The following is a 17,349-nucleotide window of genomic DNA, read 5'->3' on the forward strand; positions in this document are numbered from 1 at the left end:
AGAAGAATTTCTAGTGTGGAACATGAGAAAAACACCTTCCTTAAGTGGGTTTTTCTCTATTATAAAATGAGGAGATGGAAAGTTTAAGGAAAAAATAAAGCTGTCGAGATTTTCTCGACAGCCTGAGAACAGTGCAAACTGTTCTTTTTTACTTGAATCGAAACCGCTTTGTCATCCATGCAGCGATCAACGTAAAGACGGTGTAGATGACGACCCAAATGAGAAAGGATTCATCCCCGCCAATGTATGTGTACATAAGAATGACGCTGGCTAACAGGACAATCAAAGTCGGCATCCAAACATTCTTCAAAAGCATTGTGCCAAAAATGCCAATCAGCACGGAAATAATGGGAAAGCCGAACACAATGAATAAGACAAAAACAGCCATATTGCTAACTCCTTTAACAAGTGATTACATCAAAACATATAAGACCGATGCAGCCATGTGCGGAACTGCAAAGATCATCAAAAGAAAAGCCGTATCAAGACGCCATATGCGGTGCTCTTTTGTTTCAGAATGATAGGCTGCCCGCGTTTCTTCCCCGCTTGTCCAAGCCCCCATTAGAAGTCCAGACATCATGACGCCAATAATAGAGATTCCACCACTGATCCACCCTATCCACTCATGGTGCTGCAAAATAATAGCGGCACTGCAAATCACAATCATTGAGCAAACACCGGCGATAAAGGCATGTTTTTTTCTCATGCTGATTCACTTCCTTCAAAGAAGATTAGGAGATGGCATCACATATTTCAATGAAATGCCCATCAGGATCAGCGACATAAGCGACGGTTTGACCCCATGGTTTCTTTGCAGGTTCTTTGATGATCGGAACCCCTTTTTCCTTCATTGATGCAATGGTTTGATCCACGTCATCCACAACAAACCCTATCTCAAACGTTTGAGAGGATTGATTTGCTTCAGGGACAGGTAATCCAAGTGCATCTTTGACATCCTGGCGTGAATTAATTGATAATGTCACGTCCCCCGTGTCAAACTCAACATAGGATTCAACCCTGAGTTTCATAGGAAAGCCAAGTACATGTTGATAGAAATGAATACTTGCCTCAACATCGTTTACATATAGAATGGTATATTTCATTTTCATGTGAAAAACTCCTCTTTTCATATACGTGTCAAAAACGGAAAGGTTTCCCACTCATTGTACCACATAGGAGATAAAGCACATTTTATTCCAAAAAAATCATTTTTTTTAGCGCAATAGTCTTGAAAAACAAAAAGTGGTGACATATGATAAAAATGTAAAAATAGAAAAAATAGGGGGATCATACATGTTGAAAAAAATCATGGTGGCTGTCTTGTCATTAGGTCTTTTACTAAGCTTTACACAAGTCGACACCCACACTGCAGATGCAAAAACGGTCAAGTCCTACAAAAACTGCAAAGCACTGAACAAAGTCTATAAAGGCGGCGTGGCAAAAAGCAAAAACACGAAAAACAAAGGCGGCAAAACAAAGTACAAGCCGTATGTGTCAAAAGCACTTTACCAAAAAAATATGCGACTTGACCGTGATAAAGACGGCATTGCGTGTGAACGCTAAGCCAATGCAAAGAGACCTGTAACAAGGTCTTTTTTCTATGGGATCAAACTCGTCCCTTTGTGCCAGCTTCCTCTTTATATTAAAATAAAGATAGTTACAAAAAATGATACAAAGTGGGGTACTCAATTTGTCCATACAAGCTGATAAGAAAGACATCCGATTGATTGCCATTGATATGGATGGCACGCTGTTAAACAGTGAACACGTCATTCCAGAGGAAAATAAACAAGCCATTAAAGATGCTGAAGCAAAAGGGGTCCATGTGGTCATTAGCACAGGGCGGACGCTGATGACATGCCGAGAGCTGGTTGAGCCGCTTAAGCTGTCTTCTTACCTTGTGACAGCAAATGGAAGTGAAATCTGGGATTCAAACTTCCAGCTGATCGAACGAGATCTGCTGCATCCTGATCACGTCCAAATGATGTGGGATCTAAAAAATAGGTTCGAAACCGATTACTGGGCTTCCACTGTGGAGAAAGTGTGGAGAGGTGAATTCCCAGAACGAATTCATGACTATGAATGGTTGAAATTTGGCTTTGATATTCATGATGATGACGTTCGTGAGGAAGTACTTAATACATTGAAAGCAAATGAGCATCTAGAGATCACAAATTCAAGTCCGACCAATATCGAAGTCAATGCAGCAGGAATTAACAAAGCTGCGGCTCTTGCGAAGGTAGCAGAACGCATTGGCTGTACGATGGACAATGTCATGTCACTTGGCGACAGCCTAAATGATATGGCCATGATTCAAGAAGCCGGATTAGGAATTGCGATGGGAAATGCGCAAGAAGTGGTGAAAGAAGCCGCTGATTGGATTACAGCTCCTAACACAGAACACGGTGTAGCAAAAGCCATCCAACATTGGGTGCTATCTAAATAAAGAACATGATGAAAAAGCGAGAGGCGATATCCTCTCGCTTTTTTAATTTCTCCTAGTTCTATTGTTATGTTTTCTGACAATGTCATGTGCAATCTATCCAAAATTGATATAATCAATATAAATTCGAATATTCGGACTTTATATTCCGTTATTCGGAACAACAAGGAGGGATCCTATGTATCAAGTGGATATCAACTGTGATTTGGGAGAAAGCTTTGGTCAATACACAATCGGTGCGGACGAACAAATTCTTGAATATGTCACGTCAGCCAACATTGCTTGCGGTTTTCATGCAGGAGATCCAACGGTCATGAGAAAAACGGTCAGAATGGCGCTGGATAAAGGGGTCCAAATTGGTGCGCATCCAGGTTTGCAAGATTTGGTCGGCTTTGGCAGACGTCCAATGGCGATCTCGGCAGAGGAAGTCTATGATCTCGTCGTCTATCAAATTGGCGCTCTATCAGCCTTTCTCAAGGCAGAAGGCGGCACGATGCAGCATGTCAAGCCGCACGGCGCCCTTTACAACATGGCGGCTAAAAATACTGAATTATCTGAATCGATTGCAAAGGCTGTGTATCATGTCGATCCAAGTCTTGTGTTATTCGGTCTCTCAGGCAGTGAACTTGCGTTAGCAGGTGAGAGAATTGGCCTTCAAGTGGCTCATGAAGTATTTTCTGATCGGACCTATCAAGCAGACGGGACGCTGACATCCCGCCGCGAACCACATGCACTCATTGAAGATGATGAACGGGCCGTTCAGCAGGTCGTTCGTATGGTGCGAGAAGGGAAGGTTCGTACCGTTCAAGGGGAAGATATTTTGCTTAAAGCAGATACGGTCTGTATTCACGGAGACGGCAGCCATGCGCTTCAATTTGCCAAAACCATTACATCGAAACTAAAAGAAGCGAGTATTCATCTCAAAGCCTTTCAATAAAAATCGTCATCAAAGGGGGAAACAGCATGAAAAAAGAGGAAGTCAAGCACACGAAGGCACCAAAGGGGAATCGTTCTATGCTGATGGGCGCAGCCTTTTTAATGGCGACGTCCGCAATAGGACCGGGATTTTTAACACAAACGACTGTCTTTACACAGCAGCTTGCGGCTAGCTTTGGGTTTGTCATTCTCATCTCTATTTTGTTGGATATTTTTGCACAAACGAATGTATGGCGCATCATCGCCGTGTCAGAAAAGCGAGGTCAGGATATTGCGAATATGGTTCTGCCGGGGCTCGGTTATGTGCTGGCCTTTTTGATTGTCATTGGGGGACTTGCCTTTAACATCGGAAATATCGCTGGTGCTGGTCTCGGTTTTCAGGTCATCTTCGGAGTCGATCCGCGAATCGGAGCAGGGGTCAGTGCTGTCATTGCCATTCTGATCTTTGTGATCAAAGAGGCTGGAAAAGCGATGGACCGTTTCACACAGGTAGCAGGCTTTGTCATGATCGGCCTGATGCTGTATGTGGCGATTTCAACAGCACCGCCCGTTGGGGAAGCAGCACTCAGAACATTTGTCCCAGAAGAAATTGATATTCTATCGATTGTGACACTTGTCGGGGGGACAGTTGGCGGCTATATCGTTTTTGCTGGCGGACATCGTCTATTGGATGCTGGAATTAAAGGGAAGGATGCACTTCCTCAAGTGACAAAAAGCTCTGTTTTCGGCATCCTGATTACATCTGTGATGCGTGTCGCTTTATTTTTAGCCGTGCTAGGAGTGGTCTCAAAGGGTTTACAGATTGATCCAGCGAATCCGCCTGCTTCTGTATTCCAGTTAGCGTCTGGAAATGTTGGATATAAAATGTTCGGGATCATTATGTGGGCTGCGGCGATTACATCGGTTATTGGAGCGGCTTACACATCTGTTTCTTTCTTTAAAACCTTCTCGCCAAAAATTGAGCAAAATCAACGTGGCATTATCATCGGCTTTATTGCCCTCTCTACTATTTGTTTTATTACGATCGGACGACCTGTGAACATATTAGTTTTAGTTGGGGCGATCAATGCATTGATTTTACCTCTCGCACTTGGCACCTTGCTGGTTGCGGCCTATAAGAAAGAAATTGTCGGCGATTACCGTCATCCATTCTTTTTGACAGCGTCAGGTGCATTGGTTGTCATCATCATGGCTTTGATGGGCGGATATACCATTATGACTGAAATCCCGAAACTATGGAGTTGATTTGAATGAGTATTGATCAAACATATGAGCCTTCACAGATCAGAGAGTTGATTCGTAAAAAAGAAATCAAAGGACCAACGGCGGGTTTAGCAGAGGGATATGCTCAAGCCAATTTAATGATCGTTAAAAAGGAACTTGCCTTTGACTTTCTTTTGTTTTGTCAGCGCAATCCGGCTGCATGCCCCTTGCTTGATGTACTGGAGCCGGGTGATCCAGTGCCGAGACGGTCGGCACCCCAAGCAGATATTCGTACGGACTTTCCTAAATACCGTATTTACCGAAAAGGGATTCTTCAAGAAGAGGTTTCAGATATCTCTGCTTATTGGGAGGATGATATGGTTGCCTTTCTCATCGGTTGCAGTTTTACGTTTGAGCATGCGCTCATGCTGAATGATATCCCTGTTCGCCATATTGAAAACGGTCATAACGTTCCGATGTATCAAACGAATATCTCTTGTGAAAGAGCAGGGGTATTTCATGGTCCGATGGTTGTCAGCATGAGGCCCATTCCGGCGCATCAGATTACAAGAAGTGTACAAGTGACGTCTAGATTCCCGTCAGTTCATGGCGGCCCCATCCATATAGGCGACCCAGCGATGATTGGAATTGCCAATGTGGATCAGCCGGACTTTGGAGAACCATCTGTGATCAAAGAAGGAGAAGTCCCGGTGTTTTGGGCATGTGGTGTGACGCCGCAGGCCATTGTCATGCATACAAAACCAGACATTGCGATTACCCATGCACCTGGGCATATGTTCATCACAGATCAAAGAGATCAACAGCTCGGTGTGCTTTAGAAAGAGAGGGATCCTCAAGTGGCATTTTCAACGATAAAAGATTTTATCACCTTCCACCCGCTAGGAGATGCAGCGATCGTTATCCAAGCAGGAGCAGACATATGTGAAGAGATTCATGAGCGTGTTGTGCAGCTGTTTTCGTGTATTGAGCAGCATCCTTTTGCCGGATATGTGGAAGCTGTTCAAGCCTTTACAAACGTGACTGTTTTTTACGAGCCTTATACTGTTCATCAATCTGCCCACCTTCAAAAAAAGGACTTGTCTCCGTATGAATGGGTGAAAAACTATATTGAAACACTTCTTGAAGAGAAATGGCAGGAGGGGGTTCAGTCGAAGCGCCGCATCGTCGATATTCCAGTCTGCTACGGGGGAGAGCTGGGACCTGATTTAGAAGAAGTCGCCCGGATCAATCGTTTAACACCTGAGGAAGTCGTGCGTATTCACACCGCAGGGACGTATCTTGTTTATATGATTGGATTTGCCCCGGGGTTTCCATTTTTAGGCGGGCTGTCTGAAAAGATCGCAGCCCCGCGCAGGGAAACACCGAGAATGTCCATTCCAAAAGGATCTGTCGGCATTGCGGGAAAGCAGACCGGCGTTTACCCCATTTCCACACCCGGCGGCTGGCAGCTCATTGGACAAACCCCGCTGCCACTCTTTTACCCAGACGAGAAAGTCCCAAGTCTATTGAGAGCAGGGGACGAGGTCAGATTTGTCCAAATGTCTGAAAAGGAATTTTTCAGCATGAAGGAGGCAGAACGTTGAGTATTCATGTCATCAAGTCAGGAATGTTCACAACCATTCAAGATAAAGGTCGGAAAGGCTATCAAAAGTATGGCGTCTTAACGAGCGGCGGCATGGACCCGCTCTCACTTAGAATTGCCAACATTCTCACAGGCAACGAGGAAAACGAAGCCGTAATGGAAATAACTTTAATGGGGCCGGGTCCTGTGTTGACGTGTCAAAAGGATGAGCTTATTGCAGTGACTGGCGCTGATGTGGAAATCGACATCGATGGAGAGCCAGCCCCTTTATGGAAGCCGCTCTTTGTTCGATCAGGAAGCACGATCACCTTTGGTCCTTGTAAGAGAGGCTGCCGCGCTTACCTTGCTGTGGCAGGTGGATTCGATGTGGAGCCGGTCATGCAGAGCAAAAGCACCTATGTGAGAGCAGGAATAGGTGGACTGAACGGACGTCCGCTTGAAAAAGGAGACGTCCTGTCCATTGGAAAGCCTTCAATCGTAGCGGATCGATTGTCTGATAGGCTCAAAAGCGAAGTGAAACAGGCGGCGTACAGCGCACCCGATTGGACTGTAAGTCATACGCATTTTTTGCCGCTGCGGAAATCGCCCGTGATTCGGGTGCTGCCAGGGAGACATCTTTCTTTTTTTCAAGAAATATCTCAACACACCTTTTTCGAACAGCCTTACCAAGTCACGCCTCAATCAGATCGCATGGGCTGCCGCTTGAAGGGGGAGCCGGTTCATTTAAAAGAAAAGCTTGAATTGATTTCAGAGGCGGTTGCCTTTGGTTCTATTCAAATTCCTCCTGACGGCCAGCCGATTATTCTGCTGGCAGATCGGCAAACAACAGGAGGATACCCGCGTATTGGAGAAGTAGCGACGGTCGATCTGCCGCTCATTGCACAAGCGATGCCTGGGGCGAATCTGTATTTTAAGCGAATCGATCATCAGGACGCAGAGCAGGCGCTATTTAAGCAAGAAGCAGAATTGAAGGAGCTGGCTGCCAGAATCAAGCTGGAAGCATTCGTTTAGAAAAGGGGATGGACATGCAAAATACAAATAAAACCGTGGTGAAATCAATGGAGATTTTGCGGCTGTTTATCGCTCGTGACCAATTAACGTTAAATGAAATGATCGAGCTCTCCGGCATGCCGAAAACGTCTGTGCACCGCATGGCGAGCTCGTTAGCCGATATGGGATTATTAGAAAAACATGATTCAGGTGTTTATCGTTTAGGCCTGATGTTTCTTGAATACGGTCAGCTTGTGGCGGACCGCCTTGATATTCGGAGAATTGCAAGACCATTTATGGAAGGCTTGCGGGATGAAGTGGGAGAAGCTGTACAGCTCATCGTTCGTGAAGGAGACGAAGCCATTTACGTGGATAAAATCGAAGGGACGCAGCCTGTTCGTCTCTACACCGCCGTCGGCAGGCGCTCTCCCCTATATGCGGGTGCTTGTGCAAGAAGTATTCTCTCCTTTTTGCCAGAGCACGAGAGACTCGCTTATATTGATTCGATTGAGCTAGGGAAAATCGGAATCGGGACCATTACAGATAAAGAGGTTCTTCGAAACATACTGGATGAATCAAATGAAAGGGGCTATACGTTAAGCTATTCGGAGCTTGAAAACTATACCGCTGCGGTTGGAGCCCCTATTTTCAATCACCTTGGAGAAGTCGCAGCAGGTATTAGCATTGCAGGGTTTGAAGCAGGCTATCAAAAGGAACGCCTTCCATATTTAATTGAGCAGGTCAAAAAAGCCGCGAGTGGTATCTCTAGAGAGTTAGGCTTTCATCTAAACAAATAAAAAGCCAATGACCGTTAAGATCATTGGCTTTTCGCGTTCAGTTTATTAGAAAGTTTTTCCTAAAGCTTTTGCACGTTCGATCGCATCTGCTTTAATTTGCTCTGCTTTCGCAGGTTCAGCATTGTGACCTTCAACGATAAGACCTTCGAAGGAAGGAATTCCGAAGAAGCTCGCAATTGTACCAAGGTAACGGTGGCCTGCTTCAAGTTCAGCAGCAGGACCTTCAGAATAGTATCCGCCACGTGCTTGGATGTGTAGAGCTTTTTTGTCTGTTAATAATCCAACAGGACCTTGCTCAGTGTATTTGAATGTTTTACCAGCTACAGCAACAGAGTCGATGTATGCTTTAAGAACTGGTGGGAATGAGAAGTTCCAAAGTGGTGAAACAAATACATATTTGTCAGCAGAAACGAATTGATCGCTTAATTCGTTTAGGCGAGCAACTTTCGCTTGCTCTTCAGCTGAAAGTGTATCGAAGCCAGCACCTGATTGCAGCTTGCCCCAGCCAGCAAATACATCTGCATCAATGTGAGGGATGTTTTCTTTGTACAAATCGATATGTACAACCTCGTCACTTGGGTTTGCTTCCTTATAAGATTCGATAAATGCTTTAGCAGTAGCCATACTGTAAGAAACTGTTTCATCATGCGGATGTGCAGTGATGTATAAAACTTTTGCCATGTTCATTCAATCCTTTCTGTTTCAGTGTTTTTTTTAGTGTATCCCAAAGATACACTGAATATGTGGCATCTTTAATCATATTGGAATGCTATGAAAAAGATGTAACAAGCACAGTTACATAAAAACTGATATTTTCATTGTAATCACAATGTAGTTTGAAGTCAAGGTATAAAGTCTCGAAATCAAGATAAAAAGTTTGTAAATTTTTTTGAAACGCTTGGAGATACGGATTTCATCATAAAAACCTACTCCTATTGAACAAAAAAACAGTCGATCTCGCAAGTAAAGAGTTTGTAAAGACGTCTCACGAAAAAAAGATGAATGCCCCTAAGCCATCTGCTACAAGCATCTGTTCTCCGATTTCGTATATATAAGAGAAGGCAGGAGAGAGTGAGGGATAAGAGTGGGACGATCCTATGTTGCGACTGGAGATTCCTTAACAGTGGGAGTGGGGGCACGTTTATTTGGCGGAGGCTTCGCTGAGCGGTATCAATGGATGCTTGAAAAAAAGACACAGGCGTCAGTCGAGCTGTCCGTATTTGCAAAGTCAGGGTTAACGACGGATCAGATTTTACAGCTGTTCAAACGATCTGATGTGAGGCGTGCTATTGCACCAGCTGACATCATCACCATCACAGGCTGCGGGAATGACCTTGTTCAAGCTGTTCAGCAGTATGAAGAGGGTGAAGATGAAAAGAAATTGCTGCAAGCGACGCTGCATTGCCAAGCAAATTTCAGCAAAATGATTCAAGAAATCGCTCAGATCAAAAGAGGGCAGAAGCAGCCCTATTGCGTGTATCTCATGAATTTATATAATCCTTTTCCGCAAATACCAATAGCCGGGCGGTGGCTTCAGCAATACAATCATCAGCTTCGCTTGCTTGCTGCAAATCCGCATGTAGAGGTTGTGGATGTGTACCGGGCGTTTGAGGGACATGAAAGAGATTACTTATCGATTGATCAATTTCATCCGAACCATAAAGGATATGAAGCAATGGCAAAAGCATTGTTTCAACAATCCTGTAAACAACTGTAATCCGTTGGGGTTGCAGTTTTTTTCATCCTTTTCAATAAATGACGGTTTCGATATGATAAAAGAAACGAAGGCGAAAGAGGTGTGCAGGCATGGAGGAGATCAGTGCATATTTTCATGAAATGACAGGAACCGCTTATGAAGTAGGAAAGCAGCAGGCTGTCTGGCTTAAGGAGAACCCGTTGCTACAGACACAATATATTCGAACAGAACCGCTAGAAAAAGAGGCTGTGAAGGAAACGAAGCAGCTGATGCGCCCTTATCTTCCTCAGTTAGAAGAAGAGATAGCTGGATTTTGTGATGAACTGCAATTAGATGAGCGTTATTTGACCTTTTTCTATTCATCTCATCTTCAGCCAGGCTGTTCCCACTGCGTGAGGCAGGGGAATATGGCGGCCGGTCAACAAACGGTCATGCTGCGTAACTATGATTTCTCCCCGATATTTGATGATATGCGTCTTGTGACGACACATGTGAAGGGCTTGGCATGTCATACAGGCTCGTCGCTGCTCTTGTTTGGCAGATCTGATGGGATGAATGAGCATGGTCTTTCTGTCACATTCTCTGCTTGTGGTCCGCCGGTTGGAAATGAAGCCGGTTTAAAGGTTCCAGCAGTTGCCGGTTTGCAAGTGTATCATGTGATTCGATCTGTTCTGGAAAACTGTAGAACGGTTGAGGAAGCCATTCACTCTATTCAGGAAATGCCCGTTGCCTCAAATGTTCACCTCATGCTTGCCGATCGAAAAGGAGAAGCGGCTGTGATTGAAATCATTGATGGTCGCAAAATGGTCAGAAGACCGGAGGCAGGTTATATTGCAGCCACAAATCATCCGATTGCTGATCAAACAGCAAAAGGGATGACAAAACATCATTCTATTGTCAGATACGACATGTTAATGAAGGCTTTAGAACAACGACGACCAAGTGATTCTCTTGCTAAGCTGTTCAAGACAGAATATCCTGATGGTCTGGCTGTGCACAATTATGAGGAGCTGTTCGGAACAATGCGAACCGTCATCTTCCGCCCGGAGGAAGGAACGATGGATTATTGCTTTGGCTCTCCAGTATACAACCCGACGTATTCTTTAAAAGCTGGGGGTTCACTGCCTTTTCATGAACAAAAGGTTCAATTTCATCAAAAGGATCATGGACCGTCATTTTGGAGAAACGTATGATCGGACGTTGTATTTAATTTTGTCACAGCCCATTTGCCAAAGTCAGATCAACTTAAGATTGCATCGTTTGTTGAAAGCGTTTTATATTAAGGTGTGACAATAGACCTATTTTTGCAGAAGGAGGCATTTCATGTACATAACGGCACGAGAACAGAAGATCATCAAATACATCATTCAGCAAAATCGTTATGTCACCATTCGTGAGATAGCCGATTCTGTTCAGGTGAGTACAAGAACGATTCATAGAGAACTAAAATCGATTAAGCCCATATTAAAGAATTATGATCTTTCACTAGATAAACAGCCGGGGAAAGGCTTGAAGGCAGTCGGTGAACAGGAGGATAAACAGCGGCTTCTTGCTCATATGTCAAATGAGGATCAAATTGAATATAGCTCTGACGAACGGAAGCTCTTAATATTATGTGCCCTGCTTGAAGCAAAGGAACCGGTGAAATTATATACACTCGCAGCCGATTTGCAGGTAACAAATGCGACCATCAGCTATGACTTAGATGAACTGACAGAGTGGATCGCTCCTTACGGTTTGCAGCTGATCCGAAAACGCGGGTATGGCATTGAATTAAAAGGACCGGAAGAAGCAAAACGAAAGATTGTCGGGAACCTTATTGTTGACCGGCTAGATATTCAATTATTTTTAGAAACAATTGAAATGAATATCAAACATCGAACGAAAGCGACGGAAAAGGTGTTTGGCGTTGTCAGCAGAGGGCAGCTGCTTAAGGTAGAAAGACTGCTCTTTCATTTGAAAAATAGACTGTCACTCTCTTTATCTGATAGTGCCTATATTGCGCTTGTCGTTCACTTAACCTATGCCATTGAACGGATTCAGCTTGGTGAAACCATTCGAATGGAAGAGGAAGAGCTGCTTGAACTAAAGCGGACGAAAGAATTTGAATCATCTCAGCGAATCGCAAGAGCACTTGAACGCATGTTTAATGTGGAGATTCCTGAAGCAGAGGTCGGTTATATGACCATCCACCTGCGCAGTGCAAATCGCAGCTTTGGGGCAGAATACCGTATTGATGAAATCGAGCTGGATATCGCAATTAGAACGAAGAAGCTCATTGATTTTATTTCAAATAAAACCGGCTATCATTTAAATGAGAATGATTCATTGTATGAGGGACTCGTGTCTCATCTTGAACCTGCCATGAACCGTTTAAAGGAAAAGATGAGAATCTATAATCCGCTCACACAACAAATAAAAAAAGACTACTTTTTGCTGTTCATGGCGATTGAAGAAGGAGTCGAGCGTTTCTTTCCAGAGATTGAATTTCCAGAGGATGAAATTGCCTTTATAGTGCTTCACTTTGGCTCAGTGCTTGAAATCAAAAAAGAAGAAACAAACATTCATGCATTGGTCGTTTGTTCAAGCGGGATTGGTTCCTCCAAAATGCTCGCCTCGCGGCTAAAAAAAGAATTACCGGAGATCGCCAAATTCGATTTATCCTCCTTAATGGAGCTAAAGGAAATTGATGCATCAAGCTATGACATGATTGTATCGACTGTTCCGATCCCATATGACCATATCGATTACATCATGGTCAGTCCGCTCCTAAACGAGGATGACGCCATGCGTGTGAAAGCTCATATTAAACGGAAGATCCCTTATATGATCGAGAAAAAAAGAACAAAAGAAGCTGTTAAAGAATCTGTGCAAGAAACGGTTGATATGATGGCGGTTGCAGAGCAGGTGACGAATTATATGTCTGTGATTCGCAGCATCTTGTCCCATTTTACCATCGAAAATAGAGAGACGCTGCCGCAGCATGAGGCAACAATCAGGCAGCTGCTTCGTCAGCTTGAAGAAGAAGGAGCTATCACACATGCGGATGATGTAGCGAGCGGCTTACTGGAACGTGAACAGCAAGGCGGTTTAGGGATTCCTGGTACAGAATTTGCTCTTTTTCATTTAAAGCATGTATTCATCAAGGAACCAATCTTTCATATTTACGATCTTGATCAGGCATACGAGGTGAAAAGCATGGACGGCGGGCAGCAAATGATGTCACGAATGCTTATGATGCTGGCGCCGCAAAAGCTTGGCAAGGAAGGGTCTGAAATGTTTAGTCTGATCAGTTCATCCATCATTGAAAGTGAGGAAAGCATGGTGCTTTATGGACAGGGAGTAAAGGAAGAGATTGAACAGAAATTGCATCAGCTGTTCTATCAATTTGTAAAAGAAGCAAAATGGTAAGAAAAAAGCCGAGAGCTTATTCGCTTCTCGGCTTTTTGGCTGTGACACAGACAGCAAGTGTTGGACGAATTTCCTCATACTCAACAGAAAAATGGTCAAACCCCGCAAACTGTAAGTCATTCAATATGTTTTCACCCATCTCTTTTGTCCGGCTGGCGTCAGCACCTTTTTCTCTTGGCTGCATCACAATGACAAGTTTTCCGCCTGGTTTCAACGTGTGATAAAGGTTGAGTAGGCCAGTCTTTGGATCATCCCAAATCGTAAAGTTGTTGACAGACAGTACTTTGTCATACTGCTCTCCGGGCAAGCGTGTTTTCTCGATTTTCCCTACATACAGCCGGACCTGTTTGTCTTTTGACCGTTTGCTGACGCGCGACTGTGCTTGCTCCTGCATGGTGGCGGAGGCATCTAGACCATCAATGTGAAGATCTTCATAATGCTTAAGCATATGCTTGATGCTGTAGCCGGGCCCATAGCCGATTTCCAAAATGTTTTCACTATCTGTCAGATCTAAGTGCTGGATGGCCCACTGATTCAATGCTTTATTTTCATTTGCCATAATGAAGCCTGCGATGCTTCCGAGCCAGCCTTTTGGTCTGCTAAAGGTTTTCGAAATGGTTGACAGCATTTGAGAACGCTCCTTTTTAATGATCATGTAACCGATTTTTCCCATCTTGAAACATGCCGATTTACAAAACGCATCTGTGCAGTTTAGGGATGTTTGAGTAAAAAAAAGAGGTGGTAATGAAAGGATACATCAAAAAATCAAGGAGGAGCTTACACATGGATTTACGTGAATACTTAACAAATGGCATTCCGCGCCAAACACAGGATCAGCAGCCAGGCAGTGAGAGAGAAATGAATCCTGCGCCGATCTTTGAGGATGAATCATATCAAGGGTCTGGCAAGCTCAAAGGGAAAGTCGCACTGATTACAGGCGGAGATAGTGGAATTGGACGTGCTGTATCTGTTGCCTATGCAAAAGAAGGTGCACACGTCGCCATTGTGTACTTAAATGAACATGAGGATGCAAAGGATACGCAAAAGCGCATAGAACAGGAAGGCGTTAAATGTTTAACGATTGCAGGAGATGTCGGTGACGAAGCCTTTTGCGAGAAAGCGGTAGAAAAAACAGTTGAAGCCTTTGGGCAATTAGATATTTTAGTGAATAATGCGGCTGAACAGCATCCGAAAGAACGGATTCAGGATATTTCTAGTGAACAGCTTCACCAAACCTTTAGAACCAACTTCTATTCTTATTTTTATTTTACGAAGAAAGCACTGGATTACTTAAAACCGGGAAGTACAATTATTAATACAACATCCATTAACCCATATCGAGGCAACAAAGTGCTGATTGATTATACGGCGACAAAAGGGGCCATCAACGGCTTTACGCGTTCTATGGCACAGTCGCTTGTGAAAGATGGGATTCGGGTGAACGGTGTAGCGCCAGGTCCAATTTGGACGCCGCTCATTCCATCTACATTTGATGAGGATAGTGTGGAAAGCTTCGGGGCAGAAACCCCAATGGGAAGACCAGGACAGCCTGTAGAGCATGTCGGCTGCTATGTGCTGCTTGCTTCTGACGAATCGTCTTATATGACAGGACAAACACTTCACGTCAACGGCGGTTCCTTTATGAATACATGATCAATAGCGCCACCGCCCAGCTTTGATTGGGCGGTGTGTTTAGTATTTCTTGCGATTCTTCTGCACAGATGAGACAGACCATACGATAATGCCCACCACAACTGCCGCAATGACAAGTGAACTCAAATGGAACATCGTTTCATGATGCATGTTCAACTTCTCCCTTCATTGAGCCTGTTTTCTATAGCATCAGCCAGAAGATCTCTTTTTATGAAAAACACATTTCTTTGTTTAATGAATGGATTGTCGTGGAAACCTAAGAGTACGGATGAAATTTGAAGGAGTGAAACGATATGTCACAAGAAGAATTAAAACAAAAGGTACTCAGCCTATTAGATGAACAAAAGGTCGGAACACTGGCGACCGTTGAACAGGATAAGCCGCATACCCGCTACATGACTTTTTTCCATGAAGGGCTGACATTATATACACCAACGAGCAAAGAAACACATAAAGCAGACGAAATTGAAAAAAACCCGAATGTCCATATTCTCATTGGTTATTCAGGTGAAGGATTCGGTGACACGTATGCAGAAATCGCAGGTACCGCAACATTAACTGATGATCCAGAACTGATCGACCGCCTTTGGTCTGAGGAGATGGAGAAATGGTTTAAAGGAAAAGATGATCCGAACCTAGTGATTCTGAAGATTGATCCAACCTCCATTCGTTACATGAATGAAGGAAGCCGTACGCCGGCAGAATTATCACTTTAACACTTGCGTAAGCTGGGGGAATGTGTTATAGTTTTATATTAAGTGTTGAAATAAGCAAATAAATAAAGAAAGTAAACTTTCTTTTTTCTATGACATAATGAGAAGCAATAGAGCTTCTACTTGATAAGAACGAGACGCTGTCAAAGCGAACAAACTTATTCTTTTCCTTCTGCACCCGCCCCCTATAAAAGCGGAAGAGTGGAAAAAAGACGTTTTGATTTACAATTCACACTGGCACGGCTTCGGAGCCGTAAGGACGAATGAGAGGTAGGGCTTTCGTTGTCTTGTTATCCAGAACTTCCATGGCGTTTACTTTCAAACGTAGGTTCACTCGGAACACATATGACACACTGATATGATCGAATCTTAATTCATACACTCCGTAACGGAGATCACACATTGATTATTTATTTGCATGAAAAGAGCAAGGAAAAGGCTGCCATCTATTTGGCAGCCTTTTTCATTGGGTCAATTTCATGATCACTCACTTCTTCCTTTCTTCTGATAACGCCAAATCCGCCCGATAAAAAAGAACATCACCGCAAACAAAATAGAAAAGATGAACATGTCTAGGAGTGTCACGCCTTTATTTGGGTGCACGATGCCAAACCAAACCCATTGCAGAACAAAAGAGATAGCAAAATAACTAATGGATTCTTTCATGATTTTCCCCATTTCACTTATTTTTTTGACCTTTTAGCCACAACATCCAAATGAAGAAGGAAGCAATGACACACGTAAGCAAAGTGATGGGCGGCAAGGTATGCCAGCTAGTCAGCCCCTTTACAAAACACATATAAAAAAAGAAAATGGAAATGGATACGAGCACCCATTGCTTGAACCAACGAGGAACACGCAGCCAAGCCGCTAGAAAGATAGAAGATAGCTTATCCAATGAGAAAAACTCCTTTTTTGAATTTGATTGGATTTTATCGCAAACAACAAAGTTTGTAAAATATGGAACTGAAAGGATGGAATGGTATTCTTCTAGCATGAAACATTCGCTGCACTGACGTATAAGATAAAGGAACCTCATGAAAGAAGCGATCAAGTGAAAAGAATACCAGTGATATTTTCCTCAGGTATATTGTCTTCTTTATTCCAGCTATCATTATTAGTGTCTTGGTGTGGAACCATTACCGATATTTGTCAACCGGGAAAGTAACAGAGTATGACGTCAAACGAATTTTTACATTTGATGAAAGAAAAGCGAGTGGTGAGTGCTGTATCAAAAGACCAGCAGCTCCATTTTGCAATGTATGATCCTCATTCAGGAAAAAGAATCAGTGAATGGACCACAGCAAGCGATCCGTTTAATGAAATGTGGTCATCCATTCAAGGAAACAATCTCTTACTTGCTTTAAAGAATAAAGACGGGCAAATGGTGATCGAGAAACTAACTCCAAGCGGAGAAAAGAAAGAGCTCGTTCAACAAAAAATAGAGATCCCATCATTTTTAAAAACGAATACATATCAATGGAATGGACAGCTCGTGTTTACAGGAGAAATGGAAGGATTCAGCGTGTAGAAAAAGGGCTAAAACGAATTTCGTTTTAGCCCTTTTTGATTAAGCTTTAGTATCATACTGGCGGAGCACCTTATCATAGGCGAAGTTGCCGAAAGGAATGAACGCCGCAAAAAAACCAGCGATGGACCATTTCAAATGCCAGCGAACTTTAAAAGTCACATATGCCAAAACAAGCATATAGATGACAAACAATGCGCCATGAAGAGAGCCTACAATGGTGACTGCCATCGGAATATCCGCAAAATATTTCAGAGGCATGGCAATTAAAAGAAGGGTTAAAAGAGACATACCCTCAATAAAACCCGCCTGTCGAAGACGGCTAATACTTGTATGCATATACAAATCCTCCTGTATAAAAGCTAGTTTCTCATCT

General features: G+C 43.5%; 22 protein-coding genes. 14 read left to right on the forward strand and 8 right to left on the reverse strand.

Annotated elements, in window-relative coordinates; all coding sequences use genetic code 11:
* Nucleotides 1-148 precede the first annotated feature (148 nt).
* Genes C6Y02_RS15590 through C6Y02_RS15600 form a run of 3 tightly spaced genes read right to left on the reverse strand, consistent with a single transcriptional unit; the run spans nt 149 to nt 1,109 of the window.
* Complete coding sequence (locus tag C6Y02_RS15590) at nt 149-388, reverse strand: DUF2651 family protein (RefSeq protein WP_060595556.1); 240 nt, start codon at nt 386-388, stop codon at nt 149-151.
* 24 nt (nt 389-412) lie between these two features.
* Nucleotides 413-706, reverse strand: a complete 294-nt coding sequence (locus C6Y02_RS15595; protein ID WP_106031648.1) for a DUF5316 domain-containing protein — start codon at nt 704-706, stop codon at nt 413-415.
* A gap of 25 nt (nt 707-731) precedes the next feature.
* Nucleotides 732-1,109 carry a VOC family protein gene (locus C6Y02_RS15600; protein ID WP_066031314.1) on the reverse strand — a complete coding sequence of 126 codons (378 nt, stop codon included), beginning with the start codon at nt 1,107-1,109 and terminating at the stop codon, nt 732-734.
* 184 nt (nt 1,110-1,293) lie between these two features.
* Between C6Y02_RS15600 and C6Y02_RS15605 the strand changes: the two genes are divergently transcribed.
* The 8 genes from C6Y02_RS15605 to C6Y02_RS15640 all read left to right on the forward strand — a co-directional run bounded on the left by C6Y02_RS15605 (nt 1,294) and on the right by C6Y02_RS15640 (nt 7,972).
* Nucleotides 1,294-1,563: an excalibur calcium-binding domain-containing protein gene (locus C6Y02_RS15605; RefSeq protein WP_080769491.1), complete on the forward strand. Its 270-nt coding sequence runs from the start codon at nt 1,294-1,296 to the stop codon at nt 1,561-1,563.
* A gap of 103 nt (nt 1,564-1,666) precedes the next feature.
* Entirely contained in the window at nt 1,667-2,446 is a 780-nt protein-coding gene (locus C6Y02_RS15610; RefSeq protein WP_411266005.1) for a Cof-type HAD-IIB family hydrolase, read from the forward strand.
* Nucleotides 2,447-2,621: 175 nt separating this feature from the next.
* Nucleotides 2,622-3,380 (forward strand): LamB/YcsF family protein, encoded by a 759-nt coding sequence (locus C6Y02_RS15615; protein ID WP_106031650.1) that lies wholly within the window; start codon nt 2,622-2,624, stop codon nt 3,378-3,380.
* A 26-nt stretch (nt 3,381-3,406) separates the two neighbouring features.
* Nucleotides 3,407-4,624, forward strand: coding sequence for an NRAMP family divalent metal transporter (locus C6Y02_RS15620; RefSeq protein WP_066031313.1), 1,218 nt, complete (start codon nt 3,407-3,409; stop codon nt 4,622-4,624).
* Nucleotides 4,625-4,629: 5 nt separating this feature from the next.
* Nucleotides 4,630-5,421: a putative hydro-lyase gene (locus C6Y02_RS15625; RefSeq protein WP_106031651.1), complete on the forward strand. Its 792-nt coding sequence runs from the start codon at nt 4,630-4,632 to the stop codon at nt 5,419-5,421.
* A gap of 18 nt (nt 5,422-5,439) precedes the next feature.
* A complete protein-coding gene (gene pxpB, locus C6Y02_RS15630) occupies nt 5,440-6,186 on the forward strand; it encodes a 5-oxoprolinase subunit PxpB (RefSeq protein WP_060595562.1) in 747 nt (248 codons plus the stop codon).
* Entirely contained in the window at nt 6,183-7,196 is a 1,014-nt protein-coding gene (locus tag C6Y02_RS15635; RefSeq protein WP_106031652.1) for a 5-oxoprolinase subunit C family protein, read from the forward strand. The genes pxpB and C6Y02_RS15635 overlap by 4 nt, the downstream gene beginning before the upstream one ends.
* A gap of 14 nt (nt 7,197-7,210) precedes the next feature.
* Complete coding sequence (locus tag C6Y02_RS15640) at nt 7,211-7,972, forward strand: IclR family transcriptional regulator (RefSeq protein WP_106031653.1); 762 nt, start codon at nt 7,211-7,213, stop codon at nt 7,970-7,972.
* A 45-nt stretch (nt 7,973-8,017) separates the two neighbouring features.
* On the opposite strand, the gene C6Y02_RS15645 is transcribed toward C6Y02_RS15640, so the two are convergent.
* Complete coding sequence (locus C6Y02_RS15645) at nt 8,018-8,653, reverse strand: FMN-dependent NADH-azoreductase (RefSeq protein ID WP_034283819.1); 636 nt, start codon at nt 8,651-8,653, stop codon at nt 8,018-8,020.
* A gap of 403 nt (nt 8,654-9,056) precedes the next feature.
* Between C6Y02_RS15645 and C6Y02_RS15650 the strand changes: the two genes are divergently transcribed.
* The 3 genes from C6Y02_RS15650 to C6Y02_RS15660 all read left to right on the forward strand — a co-directional run bounded on the left by C6Y02_RS15650 (nt 9,057) and on the right by C6Y02_RS15660 (nt 13,079).
* Entirely contained in the window at nt 9,057-9,689 is a 633-nt protein-coding gene (locus C6Y02_RS15650) for a GDSL-type esterase/lipase family protein (protein WP_066031309.1), read from the forward strand.
* Nucleotides 9,690-9,778: 89 nt separating this feature from the next.
* Nucleotides 9,779-10,861 (forward strand): C45 family autoproteolytic acyltransferase/hydrolase, encoded by a 1,083-nt coding sequence (locus C6Y02_RS15655; RefSeq protein WP_060595567.1) that lies wholly within the window; start codon nt 9,779-9,781, stop codon nt 10,859-10,861.
* Between the two features lie 130 nt (nt 10,862-10,991).
* Entirely contained in the window at nt 10,992-13,079 is a 2,088-nt protein-coding gene (locus tag C6Y02_RS15660; protein WP_106031654.1) for a BglG family transcription antiterminator, read from the forward strand.
* 16 nt (nt 13,080-13,095) lie between these two features.
* Here C6Y02_RS15660 and C6Y02_RS15665 read toward each other — a convergent pair whose 3' ends face one another.
* Complete coding sequence (locus C6Y02_RS15665; RefSeq protein WP_060595568.1) at nt 13,096-13,707, reverse strand: class I SAM-dependent methyltransferase; 612 nt, start codon at nt 13,705-13,707, stop codon at nt 13,096-13,098.
* A 155-nt stretch (nt 13,708-13,862) separates the two neighbouring features.
* On the opposite strand from C6Y02_RS15665, the gene C6Y02_RS15670 reads away from it, so the two are divergent.
* Together C6Y02_RS15670 and C6Y02_RS15675 are read left to right on the forward strand one after the other, a co-directional pair.
* Entirely contained in the window at nt 13,863-14,732 is an 870-nt protein-coding gene (locus C6Y02_RS15670) for an SDR family oxidoreductase (protein ID WP_106031655.1), read from the forward strand.
* Nucleotides 14,733-15,025: 293 nt separating this feature from the next.
* The gene (locus C6Y02_RS15675) at nt 15,026-15,448 is read left to right on the forward strand and encodes a pyridoxamine 5'-phosphate oxidase family protein (protein ID WP_012008953.1); all 423 of its coding nucleotides are present in this window, start codon (nt 15,026-15,028) and stop codon (nt 15,446-15,448) included.
* Between the two features lie 480 nt (nt 15,449-15,928).
* Here C6Y02_RS15675 and C6Y02_RS15680 read toward each other — a convergent pair whose 3' ends face one another.
* Both C6Y02_RS15680 and C6Y02_RS15685 read right to left on the reverse strand, forming a co-directional pair.
* Nucleotides 15,929-16,111 carry a hypothetical protein gene (locus tag C6Y02_RS15680; RefSeq protein WP_034664023.1) on the reverse strand — a complete coding sequence of 61 codons (183 nt, stop codon included), beginning with the start codon at nt 16,109-16,111 and terminating at the stop codon, nt 15,929-15,931.
* 13 nt (nt 16,112-16,124) lie between these two features.
* Entirely contained in the window at nt 16,125-16,343 is a 219-nt protein-coding gene (locus C6Y02_RS15685; protein WP_060595569.1) for a hypothetical protein, read from the reverse strand.
* A 276-nt stretch (nt 16,344-16,619) separates the two neighbouring features.
* On the opposite strand from C6Y02_RS15685, the gene C6Y02_RS15690 reads away from it, so the two are divergent.
* Nucleotides 16,620-16,976, forward strand: coding sequence for a hypothetical protein (locus C6Y02_RS15690; protein WP_223256596.1), 357 nt, complete (start codon nt 16,620-16,622; stop codon nt 16,974-16,976).
* A 39-nt stretch (nt 16,977-17,015) separates the two neighbouring features.
* On the opposite strand, the gene C6Y02_RS15695 is transcribed toward C6Y02_RS15690, so the two are convergent.
* Nucleotides 17,016-17,312, reverse strand: a complete 297-nt coding sequence (locus tag C6Y02_RS15695) for a DUF3817 domain-containing protein (protein ID WP_034664017.1) — start codon at nt 17,310-17,312, stop codon at nt 17,016-17,018.
* Between the last annotated feature and the right edge of the window lie 37 nt (nt 17,313-17,349).

Origin of the sequence: Bacillus sp. NMCC4 (genome assembly GCF_002998555.1) — a bacterium.
In the GTDB taxonomy this organism is placed as follows: Bacteria; Bacillota; Bacilli; order Bacillales; family Bacillaceae; genus Bacillus.